Origin of the sequence: Vibrio sp. D417a, from assembly GCF_030248595.1 — a bacterium.
Classification (GTDB): domain Bacteria; phylum Pseudomonadota; class Gammaproteobacteria; order Enterobacterales; family Vibrionaceae; genus Vibrio; species Vibrio alginolyticus.
This window is the reverse complement of sequence record NZ_JAHGAM010000033.1, coordinates 1-23,796: the sequence shown is the minus strand read 5'-3', so window position 1 is coordinate 23,796 and position 23,796 is coordinate 1. Positions and strand designations below refer to the sequence as shown.

Sequence of the window (23,796 nt, the reverse complement as noted above, 5' to 3'; positions counted from 1 at the left end):
CATCTTTAGATGCCGAAATAGTTTTCGGTCACAATATAACCAATGAGAGTGTTTTTTACACACCAAGAATAATGATCTCGTTAGTGAGACAAAGGATCGTCTTAGTTGTGAGTTGATACATTTACATGACAAGCAATATAGAACTAGCCATTCACATTAGAAATAGAATCAATTTTTATACCGTTCGATGAGATAGCAGTCGACCATGCATCCAATACATTTTTCAGATAGAAGCAATAAAAGAAAGGAGAAAGTGGAAGGAAGCGGACAATCAAACTCGCTCCCCTTTTTTATGTTGCAGAGGGGGTTACATTCGCATTCCGCCATCGACTTCGAACACTCGTCCGGTCACGAATTCGTTGGTTAACACGTATTTTATGGTCGATGAAATTTCATCCGCCAAACCTAAACGTCCAACCGGAATCATTCCGATTAAACGTTCCATCGCTTCAGGTTTTATTTGGTCTGTCATGGCAGTTTTGATGACACCCGGAGCAATCGCCACTGAGCGAATTCCGAAACGCCCTAACTCTTTCGCCCACACCGTTGCCATGGTGGCTACCGCCGCTTTAGATGCTGAATAGTTGGTTTGACCAATATTCCCGGCACGCGCAACGCTGGATATGTTGATCAGAACCCCTTTGCTATCGGTGTTCAGCATTACCTTGCTCGCTTCACGGCCACACAGGAAAGTGCCTGTTACATTCACATCTAGAACAGACTGAAATTGTTCCAGCGACATCGTGTTAACCTGACCATCTTTGACTTTAATGAACATACCATCACGCATAATACCTGCGTTATTGATAACGCCGTTGAGCTGCTTGAAATCTACCTCAATTTGCTCAAAAGCAGTGCACACCTGCTGTTCGTCAGTCACGTTCGTCACATAAAAACGAGCGGTAACGCCGAGAGATTCACATTCCGCTTTCGTTTCAGCCAGTTGATCTGAATTGAGGTCGATAAGCGCAAGATGAACGCCATTTTCCGCCAGTGACAGTGCCATTTGTTTACCCAGCCCCTGCCCTGCCCCCGTGATCGCAATGACCTTATTTGCTAACTCCATAAGCGCTCCTTAGGCCTGATTTTGCTTTTGGTAGAACTCAAACAAGCTTGAAAAATCTTTTTGCCCGTTGCCCTGACCGTTGTGAAAATTAAACAGATTACGAGCCAAGCTGCCCATTGGCGTTGATGTTTGACTGGCAACCGCCGCTTCCATCGCAAGACCCAGATCTTTAGCCATTAACTGGCTCATAAAGCCGCCTTGATAACCATTGCTTGCAGGCGTATTTTCCATCACACCTGGACAAGGGTTATAAAGCTCTAGCGCCCAGTTACGCCCTGAACTTTGCAACATGATGTCGGAAAGCACTTTGGGATCGAGTCCGTTTTCCATCCCTAAATTGAGTGCTTCACAGGTGCCGCTCATCAAAATGCCCAACATCATGTTATTGCAGATCTTCGCCACCTGACCAGCTCCAGCATCACCAGCGTGGAAGATGTTTTTACCCATGTGGCTAAGCACCGCTTTGGCTTGAACAAAGTTCTCTTGTGAGCCGCCAACAATGAAAGTTAACGTACCTGCTGCTGCGCCCGCAACGCCACCAGATACTGGTGCATCAACAAAACTGATACCAAGTTGCGATGCTTTTTCGCCAACCAAACGAGCAGTCGCCGGATCGATGGTGGATGAATCAATCAGCAAGGTGCCTGATTCGACGCTATCTAAGATGCCATCTTGACCAAGATAAACGCTTTGAACGTGTTGGCTCGCTGGCAGCATAGTGACAACCACCTCCATACCTTGTACTGCCTGCTGAACGGAATCGGCACTTGAAGCGCCCAATGCGGTCAACTCCTCAACTGCGCTTGGGTTCAAATCAAATACTTCGACATTCAAGCCCGCTTTGAGTAGATTCTTAGCCATAGGCGCACCCATGTTACCAAGGCCAATAAATGCAATTTTGTCCATATCGTATTTCTTCCTTGTACTAAAGTGCCGCTATAGCTACCGACGATGCGGTCAGTGGGTATTCTGCTGAGTCAATTGGCGAGAAGAAGCGCTCCAAAACTTGTGGCGTTACGTCAGAAACCGTGCGATGTTGCCAAGTCGGTTGATTGGTTTTATCAATAATCAGCGCACGAACCCCTTCTCTAAAATAACCTTCTAAGCCACAACGTAGTGTTAGGTTAAATTCCATATCAAAACACGCTTTCAAAGAGAGGTTTTGATACTGCGTTAACTGCTGATAAGTGATACTGAGCGACAACGGACTGCCATAGTTCAGTGACTTCTGCGCATTGACGAACCACTTGTTATCAACGTTAGCACGGCTGATTGCATCAACAATTGACGCTAAGTCACCCGAACATAACTGCTCAATCAATTCCGCATAGGGCATCAACATCCCTTCGGTTGGCTCGTCCACGTGTACCGAACGCAGCGTAGTGGCGATTTTTTCGTTGATGTTCGCTTCACCTTTCCAACTTACCGATGCAAGCAGATCCAGCAGCACTTGCTTGTTTTCTGGCTGTGCAATCCATTGGCTTAACCCCAACGCTTTCATATCTGTTGCGTTAATTTGGCAAGCCGTCAAACTTAAGAACAGTGCCAAATGTTTTGGCAACTGGTTTAGGAAGTACGTCGCACCTACATCTGGGTAAAGGCCAATTTTAATCTCTGGCATTGCAAAGCGTGTGGTCGTTTCTGCAACGCGATGGCTAGCACCCATAAATAATCCCACACCGCCGCCCATCAAGTAACCATGTCCCCACGCGATGATCGGTTTTGGATAAGTATGAATAAGATGATCACAGCGATATTCGAGGTCAAAGAAGGTTTCCATCGCTGAAAACGCAGAATCAAAATCTTGCTCTTTGTTTTCAAGTGCACGGTAGATCGCTTGAATATCGCCACCAGCACAAAACGCTTTTTCACCTTGAGCATGCAAGAATACCGCGACGACGCTGTCGTCCGTTTGCCATTCACTAAGCTGTTTGTACAACTTCTCAATCATCACGTAACTCAACGCGTTGAGAGCAGCTGGATTATCAAGCTCCAGCACACCAATAACAGAGCCATCAGCGCACTTAAGCTTTGAAACATTTACTGTACCTGTCATTTGGCCTCCGCTAGCTGTTTGTCCATTGTGGCTTGCGCTTTTGCAAAAACGCATTCACACCCTCAGTCTGATCTTGTGTATTGAACAGCTGTAAAAACAGTTCACGCTCTAAAACCAATCCAGCCGCGTGAGTTTGGCTGCGTCGACCTTGAATGAGCGTTTTGCACGCAGAAATGGATTTCGGTGATTGGCCCGCAACACGCTGTGCTAGCTCCATAGCCGCTTCGAGTGCTTGACCTTTCGCCACCACCTCTTCGACTAAACCAATTTTTTCCGCTCGCTCGGCCGTCACTCGTTCGCCACATAGAATCATACGCTTCGCCCAGCCTTCACCTACCAACGCGGTCAGGTTTTGTGTCCCACCCGCACACGGCAACAAACCTACCGATGCTTCAGGAAGTGCCATTTGTACTTGTTCTTCTGCGATACGAATGTCACACGCCATCGCCACTTCCAGACCGCCGCCCATCGCATAGCCATTAATCGCTGCGATAGAAACCCCATCGAATGCAGAAAGCGCTTCAAACGCTTCACCAAATGCGAACGCCATGTCTGCTGCTTGTGATTTATCGCCGGATGCAAAGTTATTAAGATCTGCTCCAGCAGAGAAGAACTTCTCGCCTTCGCCTGTTAAAACCAACGCATAAATAGAGCGATCATTGCTAAGTTCAATCGCCAACTCTTTTAGCTGATTCAAAGACTCAAGTGTCCAAGTGTTCGCTGGCGGATTACTAATCGTGAGCTTGGCAATATGCGCTTCGCGCTCTAATTTGATTTGTGCCGTCATAATCTTTCAGTCCTTTTTAATTTCTTTAGGTAAGGCTGTGTCTCGCTGACTAAAGCAGCTCAACGCCTTCCGTTAGTAATCGTCTTGCGACGATCAGACGCATGATTTCGTTGGTACCTTCAAGAATTTGGTGAACACGAACGTCTCGGAAATGGCGCTCGACTGGATATTCTTTTATGTAGCCATAGCCACCGTGAATTTGCAGCGCCTGATCGCAGACTTTAAAGCCCACATCAGTAGCAAAGCGTTTTGCCATGGCACAGTACGCACTTTTTTCTGCGTGCTGGGCATCGAGTTTAGCGGCAGCGAGTCGTACCATTTGACGCGCAGCGACCAGCTCAGTCGCCATATCAGCAAGCTTGAACTGCAACGCTTGAAATTGCGCCAGTGAACGGCCGAACTGTTTGCGTTCGTTCATATATTGCTTGGCTTCGTTCAGTGCTTGTTGCGCAGTACCGACGGAACAAGTGGCGATATTGATTCGGCCGCCATCCAGACCAAGCATGGCGAACTTAAAGCCTTCTCCCTCTTCACCCAACAGATAGTCAGCCGGAATACGAACATTTTCGAAGGTAATCATGCGAGTTGGCTGGCAGTTCCAACCCATTTTGGCTTCTTTTTTACCGTAGCTAATGCCTTCGCAATCAGCAGGAACAACGAATGCAGAAACGCCACCCGCTCCTTCACCACACGAACGCGCCATCACGACCAATACATCTGTATCACCCGCGCCAGAGATAAACACTTTTGCGCCATTGAGGACAAACTCATCGCCATCACGCACTGCGCTAGTCGTTAGAGAAGCGGCGTCAGAGCCGGCATTAGGTTCGGTTAAACAGTAGGAAGCGAGCTTTTCACCCGAAATTAGATCCGCGCTAAACTGCTGCGCCACTTCGGCTTTGGCAAAGCTGGTGATCATCCACGTCGCCATGTTGTGAATGGTCATAAACGCAGTAGTCGCGGTACAACCCATAGCCAACTGCTCGAAAATGATCGCCGCATCCAAACGAGATAACCCCAAGCCACCGTGCTCTGGCGGCGTATAGATGCTCAGAAAACCAAGTTCACCTGCTTGACGCAGTACATCTTTAGGGAAGTGATGGTTTTCATCCCACTCGGCCGCATGAGGCGCTAACATTTGGTCTGCAAACTGCTTTGCTACTTCGGCAAACGCGAGTTGATCTTCGTTTAATTCAAAATCCATCTTGAAGTCCTAAGGTCTAATTCGTTGCATTTGTATCCGAGCCAAGCCCACTTAAACGGTGGCGCTTGGCTAGAGGTGTCGCTAATCCAGTAATTAGCTAAGTTGAATGGTCATGTTTGGACCGCTTGGAATGTCATCTTCAAACCAACGCGCGGTGACAGTTTTCGTCTCGGTGTAGAAGCGAACCGCTTGTTTACCGTAAGCATGCAGGTCGCCGTAGAAGCTGCCTTTCCACCCAGTAAATGAGAAAAATGGCAATGGCACCGGAATCGGCACGTTGATGCCTACGTTACCTACTTCGATATTGTGTTGATACTTTCTCGCGGCAGCGCCGTTCGCCGTAAAAATAGACGTACCATTACCAAAGCGGTTTGCATTGATCAGTTCAATCGCTTCATCTAGGTCATCCACTTCCATAGTTAACAGCACAGGCCCGAAAATTTCTTCCTGATAAATCGACATGTCTGTGGTCACGTTGGTAAACAGTGTTGGCCCCACCCAGTTACCGTTCGGAAAGCCAGGCACTTGGCAGTCTGTCCCGTCCAGAACACAATTCGCGCCTGACGCTTTGCCTTCATTAATCAGATTCACCACTCGCTGCTTCGCTTGAGGGCTAATCAGCGGACCATAACCAGCGGTTTCATCATCCCACGCGCCAGGCTGAACCTGAGCTAACGCCTCTTTAAGCTCTGGAATCCATTCTTTGGTTTCGCCGACAAACACGGCAACCGAAATCGCCATACAGCGTTGGCCTGCAGCACCAACTGACGCGCCAACTAGGTTATTGATGACTTGCTGTTTGTTTGCATCCGGCATGATGACCATGTGGTTCTTAGCACCTGCAAATGACTGCACGCGTTTCAGGTTGTCTGTACCTGTTTTGTAGATGTACTCACCAACGGGCACAGAGCCAACAAAAGAGATCGCACGAACAACTGGATCAGTCAGAATGCGGTCGACTTGCTCTTTGGTCCCGTGAACAACTTGCAATACGCCTTTTGGTGCGCCAGCTTGTTCAAACAGCTCCGCCAGTTTCATTGCCGTTAGTGGCACTTGCTCTGACGGCTTCAAAACAAAGGTGTTGCCACAAGCGATCGCCATCGGGAACATCCACAATGGGATCATCGCAGGGAAGTTAAACGGTGTAATGCCAGCACAAACGCCGAGCGGTTGAATGTAAGAGTAACCATCAATATTGGTCGCGACGTTCTCAACCGTTTCGCCCATCATTGAGCTACAAATGTTTGCAGCTTGCTCTACCACTTCAATTCCGCGCCAAATGTCACCCTTTGCATCCGCGAGGGTTTTGCCTGTCTCACTTGAAAGCAGTATCGCCAACTCATCGTGTTGCTCTTTTAACAGATGTTGGTAGCGCAACATCAATCTAGCACGCTCCGGCGCTGCAACTTCTTTCCAGCGTTTGAACGTTTCTGTTGCGCTGGCAATCGCCGCATTCATTTCCGATTCCGTGGCACAAGGTACTTGTGCAATCACTTCGTTGGTTGCCGGGTTGGTTACATCTAGCCATTGTTTTGAATCGGAGATGGCAAATTCACCACCGATATACTGCTTTACTTGTTCTGTCATGATGACATCCTTGTATTTTTCAGCTTGTTACTGACTACTGTTATGTAAGTGAAACTTTGTTGAGAATGATTTAGCAGATTTCAATCGCGATAGCGGTAGCTTCGCCGCCGCCAATACAAAGCGATGCAACGCCACGCTTACCACCAGTTTGTTTTAGCGCATGAATCAAAGTGACAAGGATTCGATTGCCACTTGCGCCTATTGGATGCCCCAGCGCACAAGCCCCTCCGCGAGGGTTCACTTTGCTCTCGTCCAGTTCGAGAGCTTTCACCGCGTATTGAGTCACGACAGCAAAAGCTTCATTGATTTCCCAAAGGTCCACGTCTGATTTGTCCCAGCCCGTTTTTTCCAGCAGCGATTCAATCGCGAAGACTGGTGCGATGGTGAACTCATCAGGCTGTCTTGCATGCGTGCTGTACGCGACAATTTTGGCTAGAGGCTGAAGGTTTTCCTGACGACCAAACTCACTATCGACTAAAATCATTGCCGACGCACCATCCGAAATGGAACTAGAGTTTGCTGCGGTTACGCCGCCATCTTTGGCAAACGCAGGGCGTAAGGTAGGAATTTTAGTGACGTCGAGTTTGCTCGGTTGCTCATCATCTACAACCAAGGTTTCGCCGCGTCGACTTTTTACGTTAACAGGCACGATCTCTTCTTTGAACAAACCTTGTTCGATTGCTTGCTGCGCACGAGTCACCGACTGTTGCGCCCAGGCATCCATACTTTCACGGCTGAACTGATACTTTTGCGCCGTCTGTTCTGCAAAGACACCCATCAGCTCGCCTTGGTAGGCATCCTGCAACCCGTCATAAAACATGTGATCAAGCACTTGCTCGTGACCTAAACGGAAACCATCACGCGCTTTCTTTAATAGATAAGGAGAAGACGACATGTTTTCCATGCCACCAGCGATGACAGCATGCGCATTACCAGATTGAATAAGGTCATATGCCAGCATGACGGTTTTCATACCCGATCCACAAACTTTGTTCAGTGTCGTACAACCAATCGATTGTGGCATTTCAGCTTTAAGACTTGCTTGTCTTGCAGGCGCTTGCCCCACACCGGCGGGTAAAACGCACCCCATCAACACTTCGTCTATTTTGTGCACATCGAGTTGGCTTTCGGCTAGCGCCCCTTGAATGGCTTTCGCACCAAGTTCCGTGACATCTGTTGAAGCTAATGCACCTTGAAAAGAGCCGATAGGCGTTCGCTTAGCGGCAACAATCCATGTTTCATTTTTCATTCCATTAACCTTTTGTTGACGTTTACGTCATAACTATACTAACATTTACGTTAACGTCAAGTTTGAGGTTATTATTTGTTCGAGTGACTCTTTGATTTTGAGTAAATGCGAGTGATATCAAGGCTCAAGAGTGGATGTTGTTTGTTTACTTTAACGTTAACGAATTGTATATTCATGTGAATGTTATACGAAAGTCGTAAGGTTAAGGAATGAACACATTTAAGATCAGCGAGCTCGCGAAAGAGTTCGACATTACTACTCGAAGCATTCGCTTCTACGAAGATTTAGGTCTCCTAACTCCAGAACGTAAAGGCAACACTCGAATCTACAATGGTCGCGATCGAATTCGACTAAAACTGATTTTGCGAGGTAAGCGATTGGGCTTTTCTCTTGCAGATATCAAGGAGTTATTTGAACTCTACGATACCGATCAAAGTACTGAGCAGTTGAACTATATGATTCGGTTGATCGAAGAGAAGAAGGCAGCATTGCAACAGCAAGCAAACGACATTCAAGCGGTAATGATGGAGTTAAATGCTGCGCAGTTGCGATGCCAAAACACACTGAGATCCATGAAAGGCGAAAAAGTCACCTAACACCTCAACTCTGGGATGTAGGTGACGTAAAGGCAAGGACACGCAATGAAATCTACCTACTCTTCCCTGAACTTTGTTTATGACGAAAATACCGATTTGCTTCGCGAGCAAATCAATAGTTTTGCTGCAAGAGAAATTGCGCCGCTAGCGCAATCTATCGACCAAACTAACGACTTTCCAAACCATCTTTGGTCCAAATTAGGTGACATGGGTCTTTTAGGTGTGACCACCAGCGAAGAGTTTGGTGGTGCAGGCATGGGCTATCTCGCCCACGTTATCGCTATGGAAGAAATCAGCCGAGCATCCGCTTCGGTTGCGTTAAGTTACGGCGCTCACTCCAACCTTTGCGTCAACCAAATCCACCGTAACGGCACACAAGCGCAAAAAGAGAAATACCTACCTAAGCTCATCTCCGGTGAACATATCGGCGCCCTTGCTATGAGTGAACCCGGCGCCGGCTCTGATGTGGTCTCTATGCAGCTTAAAGCCGAACGTAAAGGCGATATTTTCCTATTAAATGGCAACAAAATGTGGATCACCAACGGCCCTGATGCACACACCTATGTTGTCTACGCAAAAACCGACCCAAGCCAGCACTCCAAAGGCATCACGGCATTTATTGTGGAACGCGGATTCCCTGGATTTACTCAAGCACAAAAACTCGACAAGTTGGGTATGCGCGGCTCGAATACGTGTGAGCTGGTCTTCCAAAACTGTGAAGTCCCTGCGGAGAATATTCTCGGCGCAGAAAACCAAGGCGTGAAAGTATTGATGAGCGGCCTCGACTACGAACGCGTGGTGCTTGCGGGTGGCCCACTTGGCATCATGCAGGCGTGTATGGATATCGTTGTGCCTTACATTCACGACCGAAAACAGTTCGGTAAATCCATCGGTGAATTCCAGCTAGTTCAAGCAAAAATCGCGGATATGTACACACAAATGAATGCCGCTAAAGCGTATGTTTACGCCGTCGCTGCCGCTTGTGATCGGGGTGAAACCACCCGTAAAGATTCTGCTGGCGCGATCCTCTACAGTGCGGAACTGGCAACCAAAATGGCGTTGGATGCGATTCAGTTACTTGGCGGTAATGGTTACATCAACGAGTTTGATACTGGTCGTTTGTTGCGTGATGCCAAGCTATATGAAATTGGTGCGGGCACTTCAGAAATTCGCCGCATGCTTATTGGTCGCGAATTGTTTAACGAAAGCGCCTAATCATCATACCTAGGCGCTCTGACTCTAAATAACTTCCTTATTCAACCTAAATCTTATTCAACATAGATAAAGACGGGTGGTGTCACCCGTCTACCGAATGGAGATCGGCTATTTATGGCTTGTTTGACGACCAAAATTAATACCCATTCAGAGCAGTATCAGGAAAACTACCGCTCTATGGTGTCGCTTGTAGATCAACTTTATACCGTGACTGCCCAAATAGAAGATGGTGGCGGTGAAAAAGCTAGAGAACATCAGCAGAAGAAAGGCAAACTTCCGGTTCGTGAGCGCATTCTTGCCCTACTCGACCCTGGTTCGTCCTTTCTAGAAATTGGTCAGTTTGCTGGCTGGGATGTGTATCCAGATTACGTTCCATGTGCTGGAGTGGTTGCAGGTGTGGGTGTGATTGACGGCACTGAGTGCATGATCGTCGCGAACGACGTGACGGTAAAAGGCGGCAGTTACTACCCACTTACCGTGAAAAAGCACTTAAGAGCACAGGAAATTGCAGAAAAATGCCAACTGCCGTGTGTTTACTTAGTCGATTCTGGCGGCGCTAACCTACCCCGCCAAGATGAGGTATTCCCAGATAAAGACCATTTTGGCCGTATTTTCTACAACCAAGCCCGTATGTCGGCCAAAGGCATTCCACAAATTGCGGTGGTCATGGGGCTATGTACCGCTGGCGGCGCTTATGTTCCTGCCATGTGCGACGTATCCATCATAGTCAAAGAACAAGGCACGATTTTTTTGGCAGGTCCACCTCTTGTAAAAGCAGCGACAGGTGAAGAAGTCAGCGCGGAAGATCTTGGTGGCGCAGACGTTCACTGTCGCACCTCTGGCGTGGCGGACTATTACGCAGAAAATGATCACCACGCGTTAGAGTTGGCAAGACAAGCGGTTTCTCAAATTAACCACTTGAAACCCGTCCAACTCAAGCAAAAAACGCCACTGGAGCCGCGTTTTCCTGCCCAAGAGCTGTACGGCATCGTCGGAACCGATCTCAAAAAGCCGTTTGATGTTAAAGAGGTCATTGCCCGAATTGTTGATGATTCCCAGTTCGATGAATTTAAAGCCTTGTTCGGCGAAACCTTGGTCTGTGGCTTTGCCCATATTCACGGTATGCCGATTGGCATTGTCGCTAACAACGGCATTCTATTTTCAGAGTCGGCGCAGAAAGGGGCGCATTTTATTGAGCTATGTGCACAGCGCAAAATTCCTCTGCTTTTCTTGCAGAACATAACGGGCTTTATGGTCGGTCAGAAGTACGAAGCCGAAGGCATCGCCAAACATGGTGCGAAAATGGTAACTGCTGTTGCGTGTGCAGACGTGCCGAAGTTTACCGTAGTGATTGGTGGATCGTATGGCGCAGGAAACTACGGCATGTGTGGCCGCGCTTATGATCCAACCATGATGTGGATGTGGCCAAACGCGCGCATCTCCGTCATGGGTGGAGAGCAAGCGGCTGGCGTGATGGCGCAAGTGACCCGCGATATCAAAACTCGCAAAGGTGAAAGCTGGAGCGCAGAGGAAGAGGAAGCGTTTAAGCGTCCTATCGCGCAGCAGTACCAGACTCAAAGCCATGCGTATTACGCCAGTGCTCGCCTGTGGGACGATGGCATTATTGATCCTGCAAAAACACGTGATGTTGTGGGCATTGCTCTGTCTGCTGCGCTTAATGCGCCGATACCAGACAGTAAATTTGGCATCTTCCGTATGTAGTCGGATGCAAGGCAAACCTTAACTCCTCGCGAATACCGATGTTTAACAAGTAATGGTTAGCGAGCATTGAAATACAGACTGAAATGTCAGACAAAGGAAGTCACATGACCGGACTACTGCTTGAAAAAGACAACAATGGCGTTGCTTGGTTGAGCCTCAATCGACCAGAGAAACACAACGCGTTTAATGATGAATTAATTGCTTCACTTATCGAAATCTTGGAAAAACTTGAGAGAGACAACTCTCTACGTGCATTGGTACTAACGGCGCAAGGTAAACACTTTTCTGCGGGTGCGGATCTTGGCTGGATGCAGTCAATGGCAACCAAAACCGAGGGGGAAAATCTGCAAGATGCACAGCAGTTAGCGTTGCTCTTGCACAAACTGGATACCTTTAGCAAACCAACCATTGCTATGGTGCATGGCGCTGCATTTGGCGGCGCACTTGGGCTTATCTGCTGCTGCGATATCGCTATCGGTACACCTGAAAGCCGCTTCTGTTTGAGTGAAGTGAAACTCGGTTTGTTACCCGCCACCATCGGACCCTACGTCATTCGAGCGATTGGACAACGACAAAGCCGACGCTACTTTTTAACCGCGGAACTGATTGATGCCGAGACTGCGCTATCGATGAGTATTCTTCATCAGATAGACGCTCAACCACGTGAAGCCGTCAATCGCACCATTGATCACCTGCTCAACAACGGTCCACAAGCCATGCAGGCAGCAAAAGCACTCTGCTTACGTTGTGACAATCAACCTATCGATCACTCATTAATTGAATACACCAGCCAAGCTATTGCAACCGCCCGCATGTCCAGCGAAGGACAAGAAGGACTAGCTGCATTTTTTGAAAAGCGCGCCGCCAATTGGAGGAATCATGTTTAAAAGAATACTGATCGCAAACCGCGGTGAAATTGCCTGCCGAATCATTAAAACCGCAAAAAGCATGGCCATCGAGACAGTTGCCGTCTATTCCGAAGCGGATCGCAGCAGCTTACATGTTAAACAAGCAGATTTCGCTGAATTTATCGGCCCTGCTCCGGCGAGTGAGTCGTATCTTGATATCGATGCGATTATCGGTGCTGCGAAAAAATGGCAAGCCGATGCTATCCACCCTGGGTATGGTTTTCTTTCCGAGAACCCGAAACTAGCCAAAGCGTGCAGCGAAAATGGCATCGTCTTTATTGGCCCTTCCACCAGCGCAATTGAGGCGATGGGCTCGAAGTCACAAGCCAAAGCCATTATGTCAGAGGCGAACGTGCCTTTGGTTCCGGGCTATCACGGCACAGACAACAGCGTTGAGCACTTATTAGCCGAAGCGGAAAAAATCGGTTATCCAGTGATGCTTAAAGCGACACAAGGTGGCGGCGGTAAAGGCATGCGAGTGGTCAACAGCACAGCCGAAATGCCGCTGGCTATCGATGGTGCGCAGCGTGAAGCACTTTCAAGTTTTGGCGATAAGCAGCTTCTAATCGAAAAATGCATATTGCAGCCTCGCCACGTGGAAGTTCAGGTATTCGCTGACCAGCATGGCAACTGTGTCTATCTTTCTGATCGTGATTGTTCCATTCAGCGTCGTCACCAAAAAGTAGTCGAAGAAGCGCCAGCCCCCGGTCTTAGTGATGAACTTCGTAAACAAATGGGTGAAGCCGCGGTTCAGGCCGCTCAAGCGATCGACTATGTTGGCGCTGGCACGGTGGAGTTCTTACTCGATAGCCGAGGTCAATTCTACTTCATGGAGATGAATACCCGTCTGCAAGTTGAACACCCTGTCACTGAATTGATCACCAGCGTTGATTTGGTGGAGTGGCAATTCAAAGTTGCGGCTGGCGAGCATTTACCGATCTCACAATCTGAAATCACTCACAACGGTCATTCAATCGAGCTGCGAATTTACGCCGAAGATGCAGACAATGACTTTATGCCGTCGACTGGCCGCATTGACTACTTAAAAGAACCCGTATCAGACAGTAATGTGCGCCTAGCGTACGTACGAGTTGATAGCGGTGTTACCCAAGGCGATAGCATCAGCGAATATTACGATCCAATGATCAGCAAGCTGATCGTCTGGGGGCAAACTCGTGATATCGCCCTAAAGCAGATTAAGCAGGCGTTAACTCAATATCACGTACGTGGCGTAACGACAAACATTGGTTATCTGCACAGTATTATTTCGCAGCCAGCCTTTGCCGAGATTGAGCTCGATACAGGTTTCCTCGTAACACATCAACAAGGCATAAATGAGCAGCAAGACGTGTCGGATTCAATCTGGCTTACATTGGCGGCGGTTGCTCACCGGAATGATCTCATTTCAAAATCAGACAGCTCAACATTACCCGCGCCAACCAGACGAGGTTTTAGACTGTCAGTTGACAACGTTTACCGATTTAACTTCACGGATGCCAATGCCAACCATCAGGTACGTTTGCAACAATCATCGCAAGATACAGGATCTCACTTCACTGTCCGATGTGGTGAGGAGCTGCATCAGGTCATCCTGCTTGAAAGTGACAACCAGATTATCGTCGATATTGATAATGTGCGTTACACCTTTAATGCACTTAGCGATGAACAAAGAACAACACTATTTTATCTTGGTCAGCAGCGCACGTTCGCTCATCAACCTAACTTTGACTCTGCAAAAGATGTAGATGATGAACTAAGTCCAACCGCACCACTCAACGGCATAATTTCAGCAGTTATGGTGGCTAAAGGTGACGAAGTGGCGGCGGGCGATCCGCTTTTGGTACTCGAAGCAATGAAAATGGAATACACCATCACAGCTCCGGTCGCAGCAACAGTCGACGAATTGTTTTATCAGCACGGGGACCAAGTACAGCACGGTTCCATACTGCTGAATTTGTCTTTGATATCGGATAACGTCAGTGAAGATAAGGAGCGCGAATATGCTACCAGCGAAGGTTAATATCGTCGAAGTCGGCGCTCGTGATGGTCTGCAAAATGAAACGGCAGTGACGCTGGTTGATAAAATCCGTTTGATTAACCAACTAAGCAGCAGTGGCTTAAAGCATATTGAGGCGGGATCTTTCGTCTCTCCAAGGTGGGTGCCTCAAATGGCCGATTCCAATCAGGTGTTTGCTGGTATCTCAAAAAAGCCTGACGTGGTTTATAGCGCTCTCACACCAAATCTCGCAGGGTTAGAACGTGCGCTGGAAAGCGGTGTAAAGCAAATTGCGGTATTTGGCTCCGCTTCAGAAACGTTCAGCCAGAAGAACATCAACTGCAGCATTACCGAAAGTCTCGCTCGATTTGAGCCCGTTATCGAATTGGCGAACCAGCATAACATTCCTGTACGCGGGTACTTGTCTTGTACCATGGTGTGCCCATATGAGGGAGTAATCAAGCCAGAGCAAACTACCAAGGTCGCCAATACGTTGTTTGATATGGGATGTTATGAGATTTCGCTCGGTGATACTGTCGGTAAAGCAACGCCTAATCGCGTTATCGCCATGCTGGATTCGTTGTTAACGCTACTGCCAAAAGACGCGCTCGCAGTACATTTTCATGACACTTATGGGCAAGCATTAGCCAATATCTATCAAGCCTTGTTAATGGGCATCAACACCATTGATAGCGCAGTAGCGGGGCTCGGCGGCTGCCCTTACGCGAAAGGAGCTAGTGGCAATGTTGCAACGGAAGATGTACTTTATCTGTGTGAGCAACTTGGGATTGAAACAGGCGTTGACCTTAGCGTCATCAATGAAGCGGGTTGGCAAATTTGCCGTGCGTTAGGAAAGTCTCCTGCTTCTAGGGTCGCATTAGCTCTGGGCGATCCGTATAGCTTGTAAATCATCAACAACCAATCAGGTAATGTATTTCAACGGGCATGCAGACGTACGTGCCCGTTTTTTGTTGTTACTCATAAAAACCTTAACGCTCAACGGTCTTCATCACATTAATTAGTGTCTGATTTCAGCTACAATTTAGTTTCAAAGCGAACATATAAAACAGGATCAGGTAAATGCTCATAACATTTCGTTGTCGAAGCCACTCAAACGTCACAATGTTTGGTGATATTGCATTAGATATGCTCAAAATGATGGGGCACAGCGGCACTGTGCCGGGATCAATTTCCGCTCAAGATGTTCCTGACGCGCTATCAAAATTAACTTCTGCTCTATCTGCGAAAAATGCAGCTGAAGAAAACCTCCCTACTGATGTAGACGAAGAGGAAGAACAAGCAGAGCCCGCGGTAAGCCTAGGACGCAGAGCGTTTCCTCTGATTGAGTTGCTAAAATCAGCAATCAAAGAAGAATGCGAAGTCATGTGGGACAACCAATAACGCCTTCAAACTGGTTTCTAGCGAGGTGAATCCGTGTTGTGACCGCCTCGCTATGGTTACTCGACACCAAGATAAGAACACCAATACCGCTTATCGCCCTATCCGTTTCTCTCCCTAGACAACTTGATTTGCCCATCAATGTGCACATCTCGTTGTGGAAACGCGATTTCAATGCCGTGCTTTTCGAAAGCTTCGTAGATTTCAAAACGCATGGCACTTGCGACCGAGCGAATACCGCCCTCAACCGTTGAGTTAATCCAAAAATAAGATTCGAAGATCAAAGCATTGTCACCAAAGTCTTGAAAAAACACATCTGGCGCTGGCGAACTCAGAACTTGCGCTTGCTGCGAAGTCACTTCCGCCATTAAGGCAGCAACCTGTTTGACATCGCTCCCATACGCGACACCGACGACGACAGAGCCACGAACTAATCTGTCGCATAACGTCCAGTTGATCACCACGTTCTCAATCAACTGACTGTTGGGTATGAGCATATGAACACCATCGGTTCGTCTGATTCTCGTTGAGCGTGTATTTATTTGCTCGACAGTGCCTTTGGCGCCCTCAACCTCTAAAAAGTCCCCAATTCGGATTGGCTTTTCACCAATCAAAATCCAGCCACTTATGAAGTTGTTAATGATGTTTTGCGCACCAAAACCGAAGCCGATAGCGATGGCACCAGACAGAAAGGCAAACGCGGTAATTGGCACATTTATCATCGAAAGTGTGGTCATAAAAATAATGGCGAGAGCGATGACAAATAATATCCGTTTAACCAAATGAATCACGTTTGGGTCTTTCCCCGATGAAGACATTCTTGACGTAACGGTTTTGATCAAAATTTTGGATAACCATAAAGCGACAATGACCCATGTCGGCACCATCAATATCGCCCACAACGTGATAGGTTGTTCGTTAAAGGTAAACAGTGTTGTTTCTAAAAATGAAATGACCCGTTCGAACATAAAGTGCTCACTCTTGATTCATCGTTGCCAGCAAGCCAGAGCGCATAAGTCTTATATTTTTAGCCCAATCGATAGCGCAAGCGGCTCAATTAAGTTCTTCTTATTAACTATATAGTAATCTACGTAAAACGCTTCGAGTGGTTTCCCACTTTGGCTTCAACCGATTAAGCCATTTAGGGAGTACGTCTTTGTGAACTAAACGAGCCAATCAACCAACTTGAGACGCAAGGCAAATCAGTGATAACTTTCTGATTTTTAAGCATCAAATTTTCACTTCGAATCACTCTCATTTATTATGCACCTTATTGCAAATAACATTGATGGAATGATTGTCATGTCAGAACTGACTCGGATGCGCTCTGGAGAAACCTATAATTGTCTGGATGAAGAACTAAAGCTAATGCGCGCCAAAACCGCGCAGCTTGTCTTCCAATTTAACCACGAGCCAAACCCAGATATACGTAGACAACTATTGGCAGAAATGGGCGTCCAATTAGAAAACAGCGCCTGTATAGAGCCACCGCTTCAACTTACCTACGGTTGTCACTTGTCCATCGGAGAAAACACCTACATCAACTGGGATGCCATTATTCTGGACAATGGGCAGGTTGAGGTTGGCGCGAACGTCATGATTGGGCCTAGAGTGCAAATTTACACAGCCGCTCATTCACTCGATACACAAAGACGCTTCGCCGGAGATGAGATCGCCAAACCGGTAAAAATCGGCAATAACGTTTGGATTGGTGGGGGCGCTATCATACTGCCGGGCGTGACCATTGGCGATGAGGCCGTCGTCGGCGCTGGCTCTGTCGTAACCAAAGACGTTGCGCCGGGCGATCGAGTTGTTGGAAATCCGGCGCGCTCCATTAAACCAAAAAACTGAAGAAAGTCGCTATTTCGCCAAATGCTCGCGAATAATATTAGCGAGCAGATTGAGAGCATGAACATATTTGTCATTGAGCTCAAAAGAAGCGTTAAGACGAATACAGTGATCGTATTGTTCTGTCAGGCTGAACATCTTTCCCGGTGCGATGCTGATATTACCTTTTAGCGCTTCTCGATATATCTGCAAGGCATCAATATGCTTGGGAAGCTCTAACCAAATAAAGTACCCACCGCTTTGGCTTAACACTTTGACTGCTTCAGGTAACAGCTCACTAAGCAGAACCGTCATCTTACTTTTACGTTCAAACAGCTTTTTCCGTAACTGCTTCAAATGAGATTCATAATTGCGGCTTGTTAAATAGTGTACCAATGTCATTTGCACTGGTGCACTCGTCGCTAATGTACTCATTAACTGTAACTTTTGTACCTCTAGCGCCCGCTTTCCCGCCGCAACCCAACCAATACGTAGCCCTGCGATTAATGATTTTGAAAACGAGGAGCACAACATGGTATTGCCCGTGTCATCAAACATTCTTAGTGGATAAACCGAGTCATTCCCTGCATGCAGTTCGCTGTACACGTCATCTTCAATCACTGGCACGTTATATCGCTGTGTCAGTTCAATCAGCTTTTGTTTTTTCTCGTTAGAAAGCGTAAAACCCAGAGGATTCTGGAAGTTCGACATCAGCCAGCACGCTTTCACATCGTGTGTTTGCAGCGCTCGTTCCAATGAGTCTAGGTCAATGCCCGTGACTGGGTCTGTTCTTACTGAGAGCGCTTTCAAACCTAACCGCTCTAAGGATTGCAATGCACCATAAAATGCAGGCGACTCCACAACCACCCAATCTCCCGGTCTTGTGCAGGCTTGCAAACTGAGCGTTAACGCCTCCAGCGCGCCTGCCGTAATGACAATTTCATCGGGTGAAATTTCAATGCCTTTCGCAGCATAACGCTTCGCGATGATGGTGCGTAATTGCTCGTTTCCCGGCGGTAAGTTATCAAAGGTGGTGGAAATCGGCATATTGCGAGCGGCTGCGCTCATCGCCCGATTCACGTGATATCGTGAGTACAAACTTGGGTCTGGATAGGCAAAGCCAAAATTGATCATGGATGGATTTTTACTCGCCTGCAGAACATCAAAGATAAACTCATTGATGTCTACCTGCTCAGTCCACGAAACCGCGGCTGGCGCTTGGGGTTCATTTGAGCTCTTAATATTGGGCGCGACTCGATAACCAGATCGCGGCTGTGACGTGACCCAGCCTTGAGATTCCAGAATTTGATACGCGTGCAACACCGTCATCAAGCTCAAACCCGAGTGTTCAGATTGGCGACGCAGCGAAGGCAGCTTGTCACCCGGATGCCATATCCCCGATTTTATCTGCCTTTTAAGCTGTTCCACTAACTCTTGATACTTCGCCAAACGCAAATCCCCTTCCATAAAGCCGAATTCAAAATAATAACACTTCAATATTTAATCTGTTATAGGTTTATAGTCACTGTCTGTACCTACTTCCCTCATTCCGCTCCTTTTAAAATAGCTCTCTCATAAAACTTAAAAGATCAAAGGAAGTTTAATGTTTGGCCTCGACGCATTTATGCTTGCACGGATACAGTTCGCCTTTACGGTATCCTTTCATATTATTTTCCCCGCTATCACCATAGGTTTGGCCACCTATCTCGCCGTGCTGGAAGGCTTATGGCTAAAAACACGTAATCCCGATTACCAAAAGCTCTATCACTTCTGGTCGAAAATTTTTGCGGTTAACTTTGGAATGGGTGTTGTATCTGGTCTTGTCATGGCCTATCAATTCGGCACCAACTGGAGTGGTTTCTCCGACTTCGCTGGTTCTATCACAGGCCCATTACTGACTTATGAAGTGTTAACGGCTTTCTTTCTCGAAGCCGGATTTCTTGGCGTAATGCTGTTTGGGTGGCGTCGCGTCGGCGAAAAGCTGCACTTTTTTGCAACCTCGATGGTGGCGTTAGGAACGATCATTTCGACGTTCTGGATTCTCGCCTCCAACAGTTGGATGCAAACGCCACAAGGCTATGAAATTGTCGACGGACGTGTGGTGCCAACCGACTGGTTTGCTATCGTTTTCAATCCTTCATTTCCTTATCGTTTGGCGCACATGAGCGTCGCGGCTTTCGTCAGTTCAGCACTCTTTGTAGGCGCGTCAGCCGCTTGGCATTTATTGAGAGGCAATCAATCGACTGCGGTAAAAACCATGTTTTCGATGTCGCTCGGGATCTTAGTGTTCCTTGCGCCACTCCAAGCCGTGATTGGCGATGTGCACGGGCTAAACACTCAGGAACACCAGCCCGCCAAAATCGCTGCCATCGAAGGACATTGGGATAACAGCGATGGCAAACCAACCCCATTGATATTGTTCGGCATGCCAAACATGGAACAAGAACGCACAGACTATGCCTTAGAAATTCCTGTTTTAGGAAGTTTGATCCTACGCCACAGTTTAACTGAGCCAATCCCGGCGCTGAAAGACTTCCCGAAAGAGGAACGACCGAACTCACCTATCGTCTTTTGGTCATTTCGAATCATGGTCGGGCTAGGACTTCTGATGATTTTTCAAAGCTTCTACAGCATATGGTTACGAAAAAAGAACACGCTTTATACTTCGCGTTGGTTCCTCAAGTTTTCATTGTTTATGGGGCCATCTGGTCTTATCGCAATACTCGCTGGCTGGTTTACGACAGAGGTTGGTCGGCAACCTTGGGTCGTGTATGGCGTACAAAAAACGCGTGATGCGGTTTCTGCACACGGAGACCTACAAATGAGCATCAGCCTGCTGTGTTTCCTTGTTGTATACAGCTTGGTATTTGGTTTTGGTTATTACTACATGATCCACCAAATCAAGAAAGGCCCCGATGCAATCGAACACGATGAGCACGACATGACGACCGTTTCAGGTCGCATTTAGAATTTGTCACAAAGTGAAGGTAGAAAATATGCATTTTGATTTATCCGTGATTTGGTTCGCGATCATTGTTTTTGCCACTTTGATGTACATCATCATGGATGGCTTCGATTTGGGTATTGGAATACTGATGCCCTTCATCAAGGATGAAAAACAAAAAGACGTCATGGTCAACAGTGTCGCGCCAGTTTGGGACGGCAACGAAACTTGGATTGTGCTTGGAGGCGCATCTCTATTTGGCGCTTTTCCGATGGCTTACGCGGTAATAATTGAAGCGCTAACCATCCCTTTGACGTTGATGTTGATTGCTTTGATCTTTCGTGGCGTAGCGTTTGAGTTTCGCTTTAAAGCATTGGAAAACCACTTAAAGTTCTGGGATCGCTCTTTTATGGTCGGCTCGATTTTAACCACGTTTTTCCAAGGCACAGTTGTTGGTGCGGTAATTCAAGGCTTTGCGGTGGAAAACCGCGTCTTCGTAGGTAGCCAACTCGACTGGCTCAGCCCTTTTCCCATCTTTTGTGGTTTGGGTTTAGTCGCAACGTACGCGCTGCTTGGTAGCACATGGCTCATCATGAAGACGGAAGGTGAACTGCAAAACACGATGTACCGCTTCACTAACAAAACACTACTGGCGATGATCTCCGCATTAGTCATTGTGAGCACTTGGACTCCACTTGCTTACCCTGCCATTGCGGAAAGATGGTTTTCTCTGCCTAATTTGTTCTACTTACTGCCCGTACCTGCCATTACTGGGCTGGTATGTTTGAAGATTGCCGACTCCGTTAAAAAGCGTAAAGAGCGCAGCCCTTTCGTGATGGCATTGGTGATCGTGATTCTCGGGTTCGCTGGGCTTGGCATCAGTATCTGGCCAAATATCATTCCTCCTAGCATATCAATATGGGAAGCAGCGGCTCCTGCAAGCAGTCAGCGCTTTATGCTCGTTGGAGCAGTGATCATCATCCCGATCATTCTGGCTTACACCTTTTGGAGTTATTACGTCTTCTCTGGAAAAGTGAAAGAAGACGAAGCGTACCATTAACGAGTTGATAAGGAGTGAGTATGAAAATCAAAAATTGGTGCCGACAATGGGCTTGGATGGTTGGAATTTGGGTCGTTAGCGTCGCTGCATTAGGGTTAGTGTCTATGTTATTTCGCGTCATGATGACCGCTGCAGGGTTAAAATCTTAGCGCGGCATTTTTAAGTCAATAAAAAATGGATGCCTCTAGATCTTGTGTAAGAGCTAGAGGCGTTTGCATTCAAGTCCGACTTTTCACGTGTGCAGACAATACGATCGTAGATTCTGAACCACGAGCCACTTCAAAATAACCACCAGCACGAGATAGCTGACGAGCCGTCAATTTTTCTTTGCCCAGCTTTTCAAACCAATAAGGCGCTAATGAGCACTGAGCCGAGCCTGTGGCAAGATCTTCTGAAATACCGATTTTAGGTGCAAAGTAACGCAGCACATAGCCACTATCAGAGCTTTGAGCCGTCACGATGACCGCATGAAACTCATCCATTTTAATCAGCTCATCAAAGTTAGGTTGATAGCGAACAACATCATCTTCGGATTCGAGAACAACAACCAAATCACGCGTTGTAAAAGCATCTAAGGGGTCATTGGAAAAGCCTGAAATACCCAAGGGGATGGCATGAGGCTTGGCTTGCCAACTTGGCATCACGATCCTGTACATTCCATCCAGTCCAGTAACGGTAATATGGCCATACTGGCTTTTTAGAATGACCTCATTCTGATGATAGTTGGAAATGATTGCAGCGCCTGCGCCCAAACTTCCGTGTCCACATAGGTTGATCTCTCCTTCTAGGCTAAACCAGCGAATGTGGTAGTCACTGCCAGACTGAACCATAAATGATGTGACAGGTTGAGCGACCTGATGAGTGATTTGAAGTAATTCAGAATCACTCAGCCAGTGATTTAGTTCGACAACGCCACATGGATTACCTTGAGCTAACTCATCACAAAATACATCAAATATTTGCGCTTTAATCATCCATCATCCTTACTGTTTGGCGTCTTGTTGACGGGTGAGCGACTCAATACTGATACCACTGCATACCGCCTTAATCACTAAAACCAACGCACAGTAAAAATGCCATGCGTTGCGAACCCCTCTTGAACAATTTGTTCGCTTAAATTCTGTAGCACCAAGCCACACTCGCCCAAAACATAATGTTCAAAGCCCAGATCATCACACTTTGAACAGGAAGCATGTGGAAAACTAACTGTGGACATGCCCTAAGCTCTCTCAGAGAGAACAGCATTTGAGGCTGAAAGTCCCAACTGGTTGCTAAACGCAGACCTCTTTTAAACCAAGGGTGATTCACCAAATATTCAGCGTAAGATGAATAAATTGTCCACAAACCCAAAAGACCAAACAGCTCAATTATTGAGATTACTTCCAAACTAAAGGGCAATAATGAAGGTCCTCCAATAAGCAAAATAGCCGCAAATATCCATTTTCTATTTCTCATTACACATCCTTGTTAATGATTTAATCTAACTGCGTATATAAAAGATTCGAGAAAAGCTTGTCAGTTCCTAAGCTTTGAGGAATCAGGCCTGACAAGCATATGTATTAGCTATTTCTGATCGTCAAATTCATTAACGGTTTTTAGCCAAATAGCAAATTGGTTCAAGGATGTCTCATGACGTCTCTTAATATTTAACTCATCACAAATAACATCTATTGGCGCTTCTGGGTTCTTCTGAATCGCAAACTTAGCAAGCCCCAAAGCCTCCTCATACGACAGCTCATTCCACTTTCGTTCATAACCGAATGCCTCTACACCCCGCCACTCAATCAAATCGACCATATTACTCGGCGAAACCCAGAGTGTTGGAGAGTACCCATCGCTCTCTTTGATACCAGCGAAAGTATCAAGTATTTTTCTCATATACTCGAGTTGCTTTTTGCTTGTACGTGTTAAGCCATGTAGGTTGGCTATTTCGAGGGTAAGTGCATGCAGTGTAGTACCAGGGCGTTCGATAAGGATGTCTTTAGCAAGTTGAGTGAGCCTATCAACGTATTCAGGTTTAAAATAATTTGCGGCATCCAATGTAATCGATGAAGCGTTCTCGATTTCATCAAATTCTTTACCAGAGCTCCCCGTTTGTTCAAGACAAAAACCTGTGCCTGAGTTTAAAGTTGAAGGACCTCTCGCTAACACTACTTTTCCCTCTGCTTCTGCTTCTGCTTC

At 47.0% G+C, this 23,796-nt stretch carries 23 protein-coding genes; 11 read left to right on the top strand and 12 right to left on the bottom strand.

From position 1 onward, the window contains the following. Positions 1-307 precede the first annotated feature (307 nt). The 7 genes from KI742_RS21335 to KI742_RS21305 form a co-directional block, all read right to left on the bottom strand. Positions 308-1,066 (bottom strand): SDR family oxidoreductase, encoded by a 759-nt coding sequence (locus tag KI742_RS21335; RefSeq protein ID WP_154204290.1) that lies wholly within the window; start codon positions 1,064-1,066, stop codon positions 308-310. Positions 1,067-1,075: 9 nt separating this feature from the next. Beyond that, entirely contained in the window at positions 1,076-1,972 is an 897-nt protein-coding gene (gene mmsB, locus KI742_RS21330; protein WP_206954248.1) for a 3-hydroxyisobutyrate dehydrogenase, read from the bottom strand. Between the two features lie 19 nt (positions 1,973-1,991). Continuing rightward, on the bottom strand, positions 1,992-3,122 hold the full coding sequence (locus KI742_RS21325) for an enoyl-CoA hydratase/isomerase family protein (RefSeq protein WP_285385183.1): 1,131 nt from the start codon (positions 3,120-3,122) through the stop codon (positions 1,992-1,994). A gap of 10 nt (positions 3,123-3,132) precedes the next feature. After that, a complete protein-coding gene (locus KI742_RS21320; RefSeq protein ID WP_053809174.1) occupies positions 3,133-3,909 on the bottom strand; it encodes an enoyl-CoA hydratase in 777 nt (258 codons plus the stop codon). Positions 3,910-3,958: 49 nt separating this feature from the next. After that, complete coding sequence (locus KI742_RS21315; RefSeq protein WP_005373226.1) at positions 3,959-5,113, bottom strand: acyl-CoA dehydrogenase family protein; 1,155 nt, start codon at positions 5,111-5,113, stop codon at positions 3,959-3,961. 93 nt (positions 5,114-5,206) lie between these two features. Then, entirely contained in the window at positions 5,207-6,700 is a 1,494-nt protein-coding gene (locus KI742_RS21310; RefSeq protein WP_053304725.1) for a CoA-acylating methylmalonate-semialdehyde dehydrogenase, read from the bottom strand. A 70-nt stretch (positions 6,701-6,770) separates the two neighbouring features. Next, the gene (locus KI742_RS21305; RefSeq protein ID WP_046264876.1) at positions 6,771-7,949 is read right to left on the bottom strand and encodes a thiolase family protein; all 1,179 of its coding nucleotides are present in this window, start codon (positions 7,947-7,949) and stop codon (positions 6,771-6,773) included. Between the two features lie 209 nt (positions 7,950-8,158). Between KI742_RS21305 and KI742_RS21300 the strand changes: the two genes are divergently transcribed. The 7 genes from KI742_RS21300 to KI742_RS21270 all read left to right on the top strand — a co-directional run bounded on the left by KI742_RS21300 (position 8,159) and on the right by KI742_RS21270 (position 15,787). Further along, a complete protein-coding gene (locus tag KI742_RS21300; protein WP_005373242.1) occupies positions 8,159-8,545 on the top strand; it encodes a MerR family DNA-binding transcriptional regulator in 387 nt (128 codons plus the stop codon). Between the two features lie 45 nt (positions 8,546-8,590). Beyond that, complete coding sequence (locus KI742_RS21295; protein ID WP_130546303.1) at positions 8,591-9,760, top strand: isovaleryl-CoA dehydrogenase; 1,170 nt, start codon at positions 8,591-8,593, stop codon at positions 9,758-9,760. Between the two features lie 114 nt (positions 9,761-9,874). Further along, positions 9,875-11,482, top strand: a complete 1,608-nt coding sequence (locus KI742_RS21290; RefSeq protein WP_285385188.1) for a carboxyl transferase domain-containing protein — start codon at positions 9,875-9,877, stop codon at positions 11,480-11,482. A gap of 104 nt (positions 11,483-11,586) precedes the next feature. Further along, positions 11,587-12,369: an enoyl-CoA hydratase-related protein gene (locus KI742_RS21285; RefSeq protein ID WP_285385189.1), complete on the top strand. Its 783-nt coding sequence runs from the start codon at positions 11,587-11,589 to the stop codon at positions 12,367-12,369. Then, on the top strand, positions 12,362-14,410 hold the full coding sequence (locus tag KI742_RS21280; RefSeq protein ID WP_285385190.1) for an acetyl/propionyl/methylcrotonyl-CoA carboxylase subunit alpha: 2,049 nt from the start codon (positions 12,362-12,364) through the stop codon (positions 14,408-14,410). Before KI742_RS21285 ends, KI742_RS21280 begins: the two co-directional genes overlap by 8 nt. Then, positions 14,391-15,293, top strand: a complete 903-nt coding sequence (locus KI742_RS21275) for a hydroxymethylglutaryl-CoA lyase (RefSeq protein WP_285385192.1) — start codon at positions 14,391-14,393, stop codon at positions 15,291-15,293. The genes KI742_RS21280 and KI742_RS21275 overlap by 20 nt, the downstream gene beginning before the upstream one ends. A gap of 173 nt (positions 15,294-15,466) precedes the next feature. Then, entirely contained in the window at positions 15,467-15,787 is a 321-nt protein-coding gene (locus KI742_RS21270; protein WP_053349206.1) for a DUF1840 domain-containing protein, read from the top strand. 98 nt (positions 15,788-15,885) lie between these two features. Here the strand turns inward: KI742_RS21270 and KI742_RS21265 are convergent, their stop codons facing one another. Further along, positions 15,886-16,752 (bottom strand): mechanosensitive ion channel family protein, encoded by an 867-nt coding sequence (locus tag KI742_RS21265; protein WP_005373258.1) that lies wholly within the window; start codon positions 16,750-16,752, stop codon positions 15,886-15,888. Between the two features lie 334 nt (positions 16,753-17,086). Between KI742_RS21265 and KI742_RS21260 the strand changes: the two genes are divergently transcribed. Further along, on the top strand, positions 17,087-17,635 hold the full coding sequence (locus KI742_RS21260; protein ID WP_285385193.1) for a sugar O-acetyltransferase: 549 nt from the start codon (positions 17,087-17,089) through the stop codon (positions 17,633-17,635). A gap of 9 nt (positions 17,636-17,644) precedes the next feature. Here the strand turns inward: KI742_RS21260 and KI742_RS21255 are convergent, their stop codons facing one another. After that, positions 17,645-19,078, bottom strand: a complete 1,434-nt coding sequence (locus tag KI742_RS21255; RefSeq protein WP_285385198.1) for a PLP-dependent aminotransferase family protein — start codon at positions 19,076-19,078, stop codon at positions 17,645-17,647. Between the two features lie 136 nt (positions 19,079-19,214). Here KI742_RS21255 and KI742_RS21250 point away from each other — a divergent pair, with 136 nt between their 5' ends. Genes KI742_RS21250 through KI742_RS21240 form a run of 3 tightly spaced genes read left to right on the top strand, consistent with a single transcriptional unit; the run spans position 19,215 to position 21,764 of the window. After that, a complete protein-coding gene (locus tag KI742_RS21250) occupies positions 19,215-20,579 on the top strand; it encodes a cytochrome ubiquinol oxidase subunit I (RefSeq protein WP_285385194.1) in 1,365 nt (454 codons plus the stop codon). 28 nt (positions 20,580-20,607) lie between these two features. Continuing rightward, complete coding sequence (gene cydB, locus KI742_RS21245) at positions 20,608-21,615, top strand: cytochrome d ubiquinol oxidase subunit II (protein WP_258483393.1); 1,008 nt, start codon at positions 20,608-20,610, stop codon at positions 21,613-21,615. Between the two features lie 20 nt (positions 21,616-21,635). Beyond that, entirely contained in the window at positions 21,636-21,764 is a 129-nt protein-coding gene (locus KI742_RS21240) for a DUF2474 domain-containing protein (protein ID WP_005373267.1), read from the top strand. A 69-nt stretch (positions 21,765-21,833) separates the two neighbouring features. Here the strand turns inward: KI742_RS21240 and KI742_RS21235 are convergent, their stop codons facing one another. The 3 genes from KI742_RS21235 to KI742_RS21220 form a co-directional block, all read right to left on the bottom strand. Further along, on the bottom strand, positions 21,834-22,589 hold the full coding sequence (locus tag KI742_RS21235; RefSeq protein ID WP_285385195.1) for a PhzF family phenazine biosynthesis protein: 756 nt from the start codon (positions 22,587-22,589) through the stop codon (positions 21,834-21,836). Positions 22,590-22,728: 139 nt separating this feature from the next. Further along, a complete protein-coding gene (locus KI742_RS21225) occupies positions 22,729-23,070 on the bottom strand; it encodes a hypothetical protein (protein WP_130546315.1) in 342 nt (113 codons plus the stop codon). A 108-nt stretch (positions 23,071-23,178) separates the two neighbouring features. After that, on the bottom strand, positions 23,179-23,796 hold a 618-nt coding region (locus KI742_RS21220), incomplete at its 5' end, for a hypothetical protein (protein WP_285445307.1).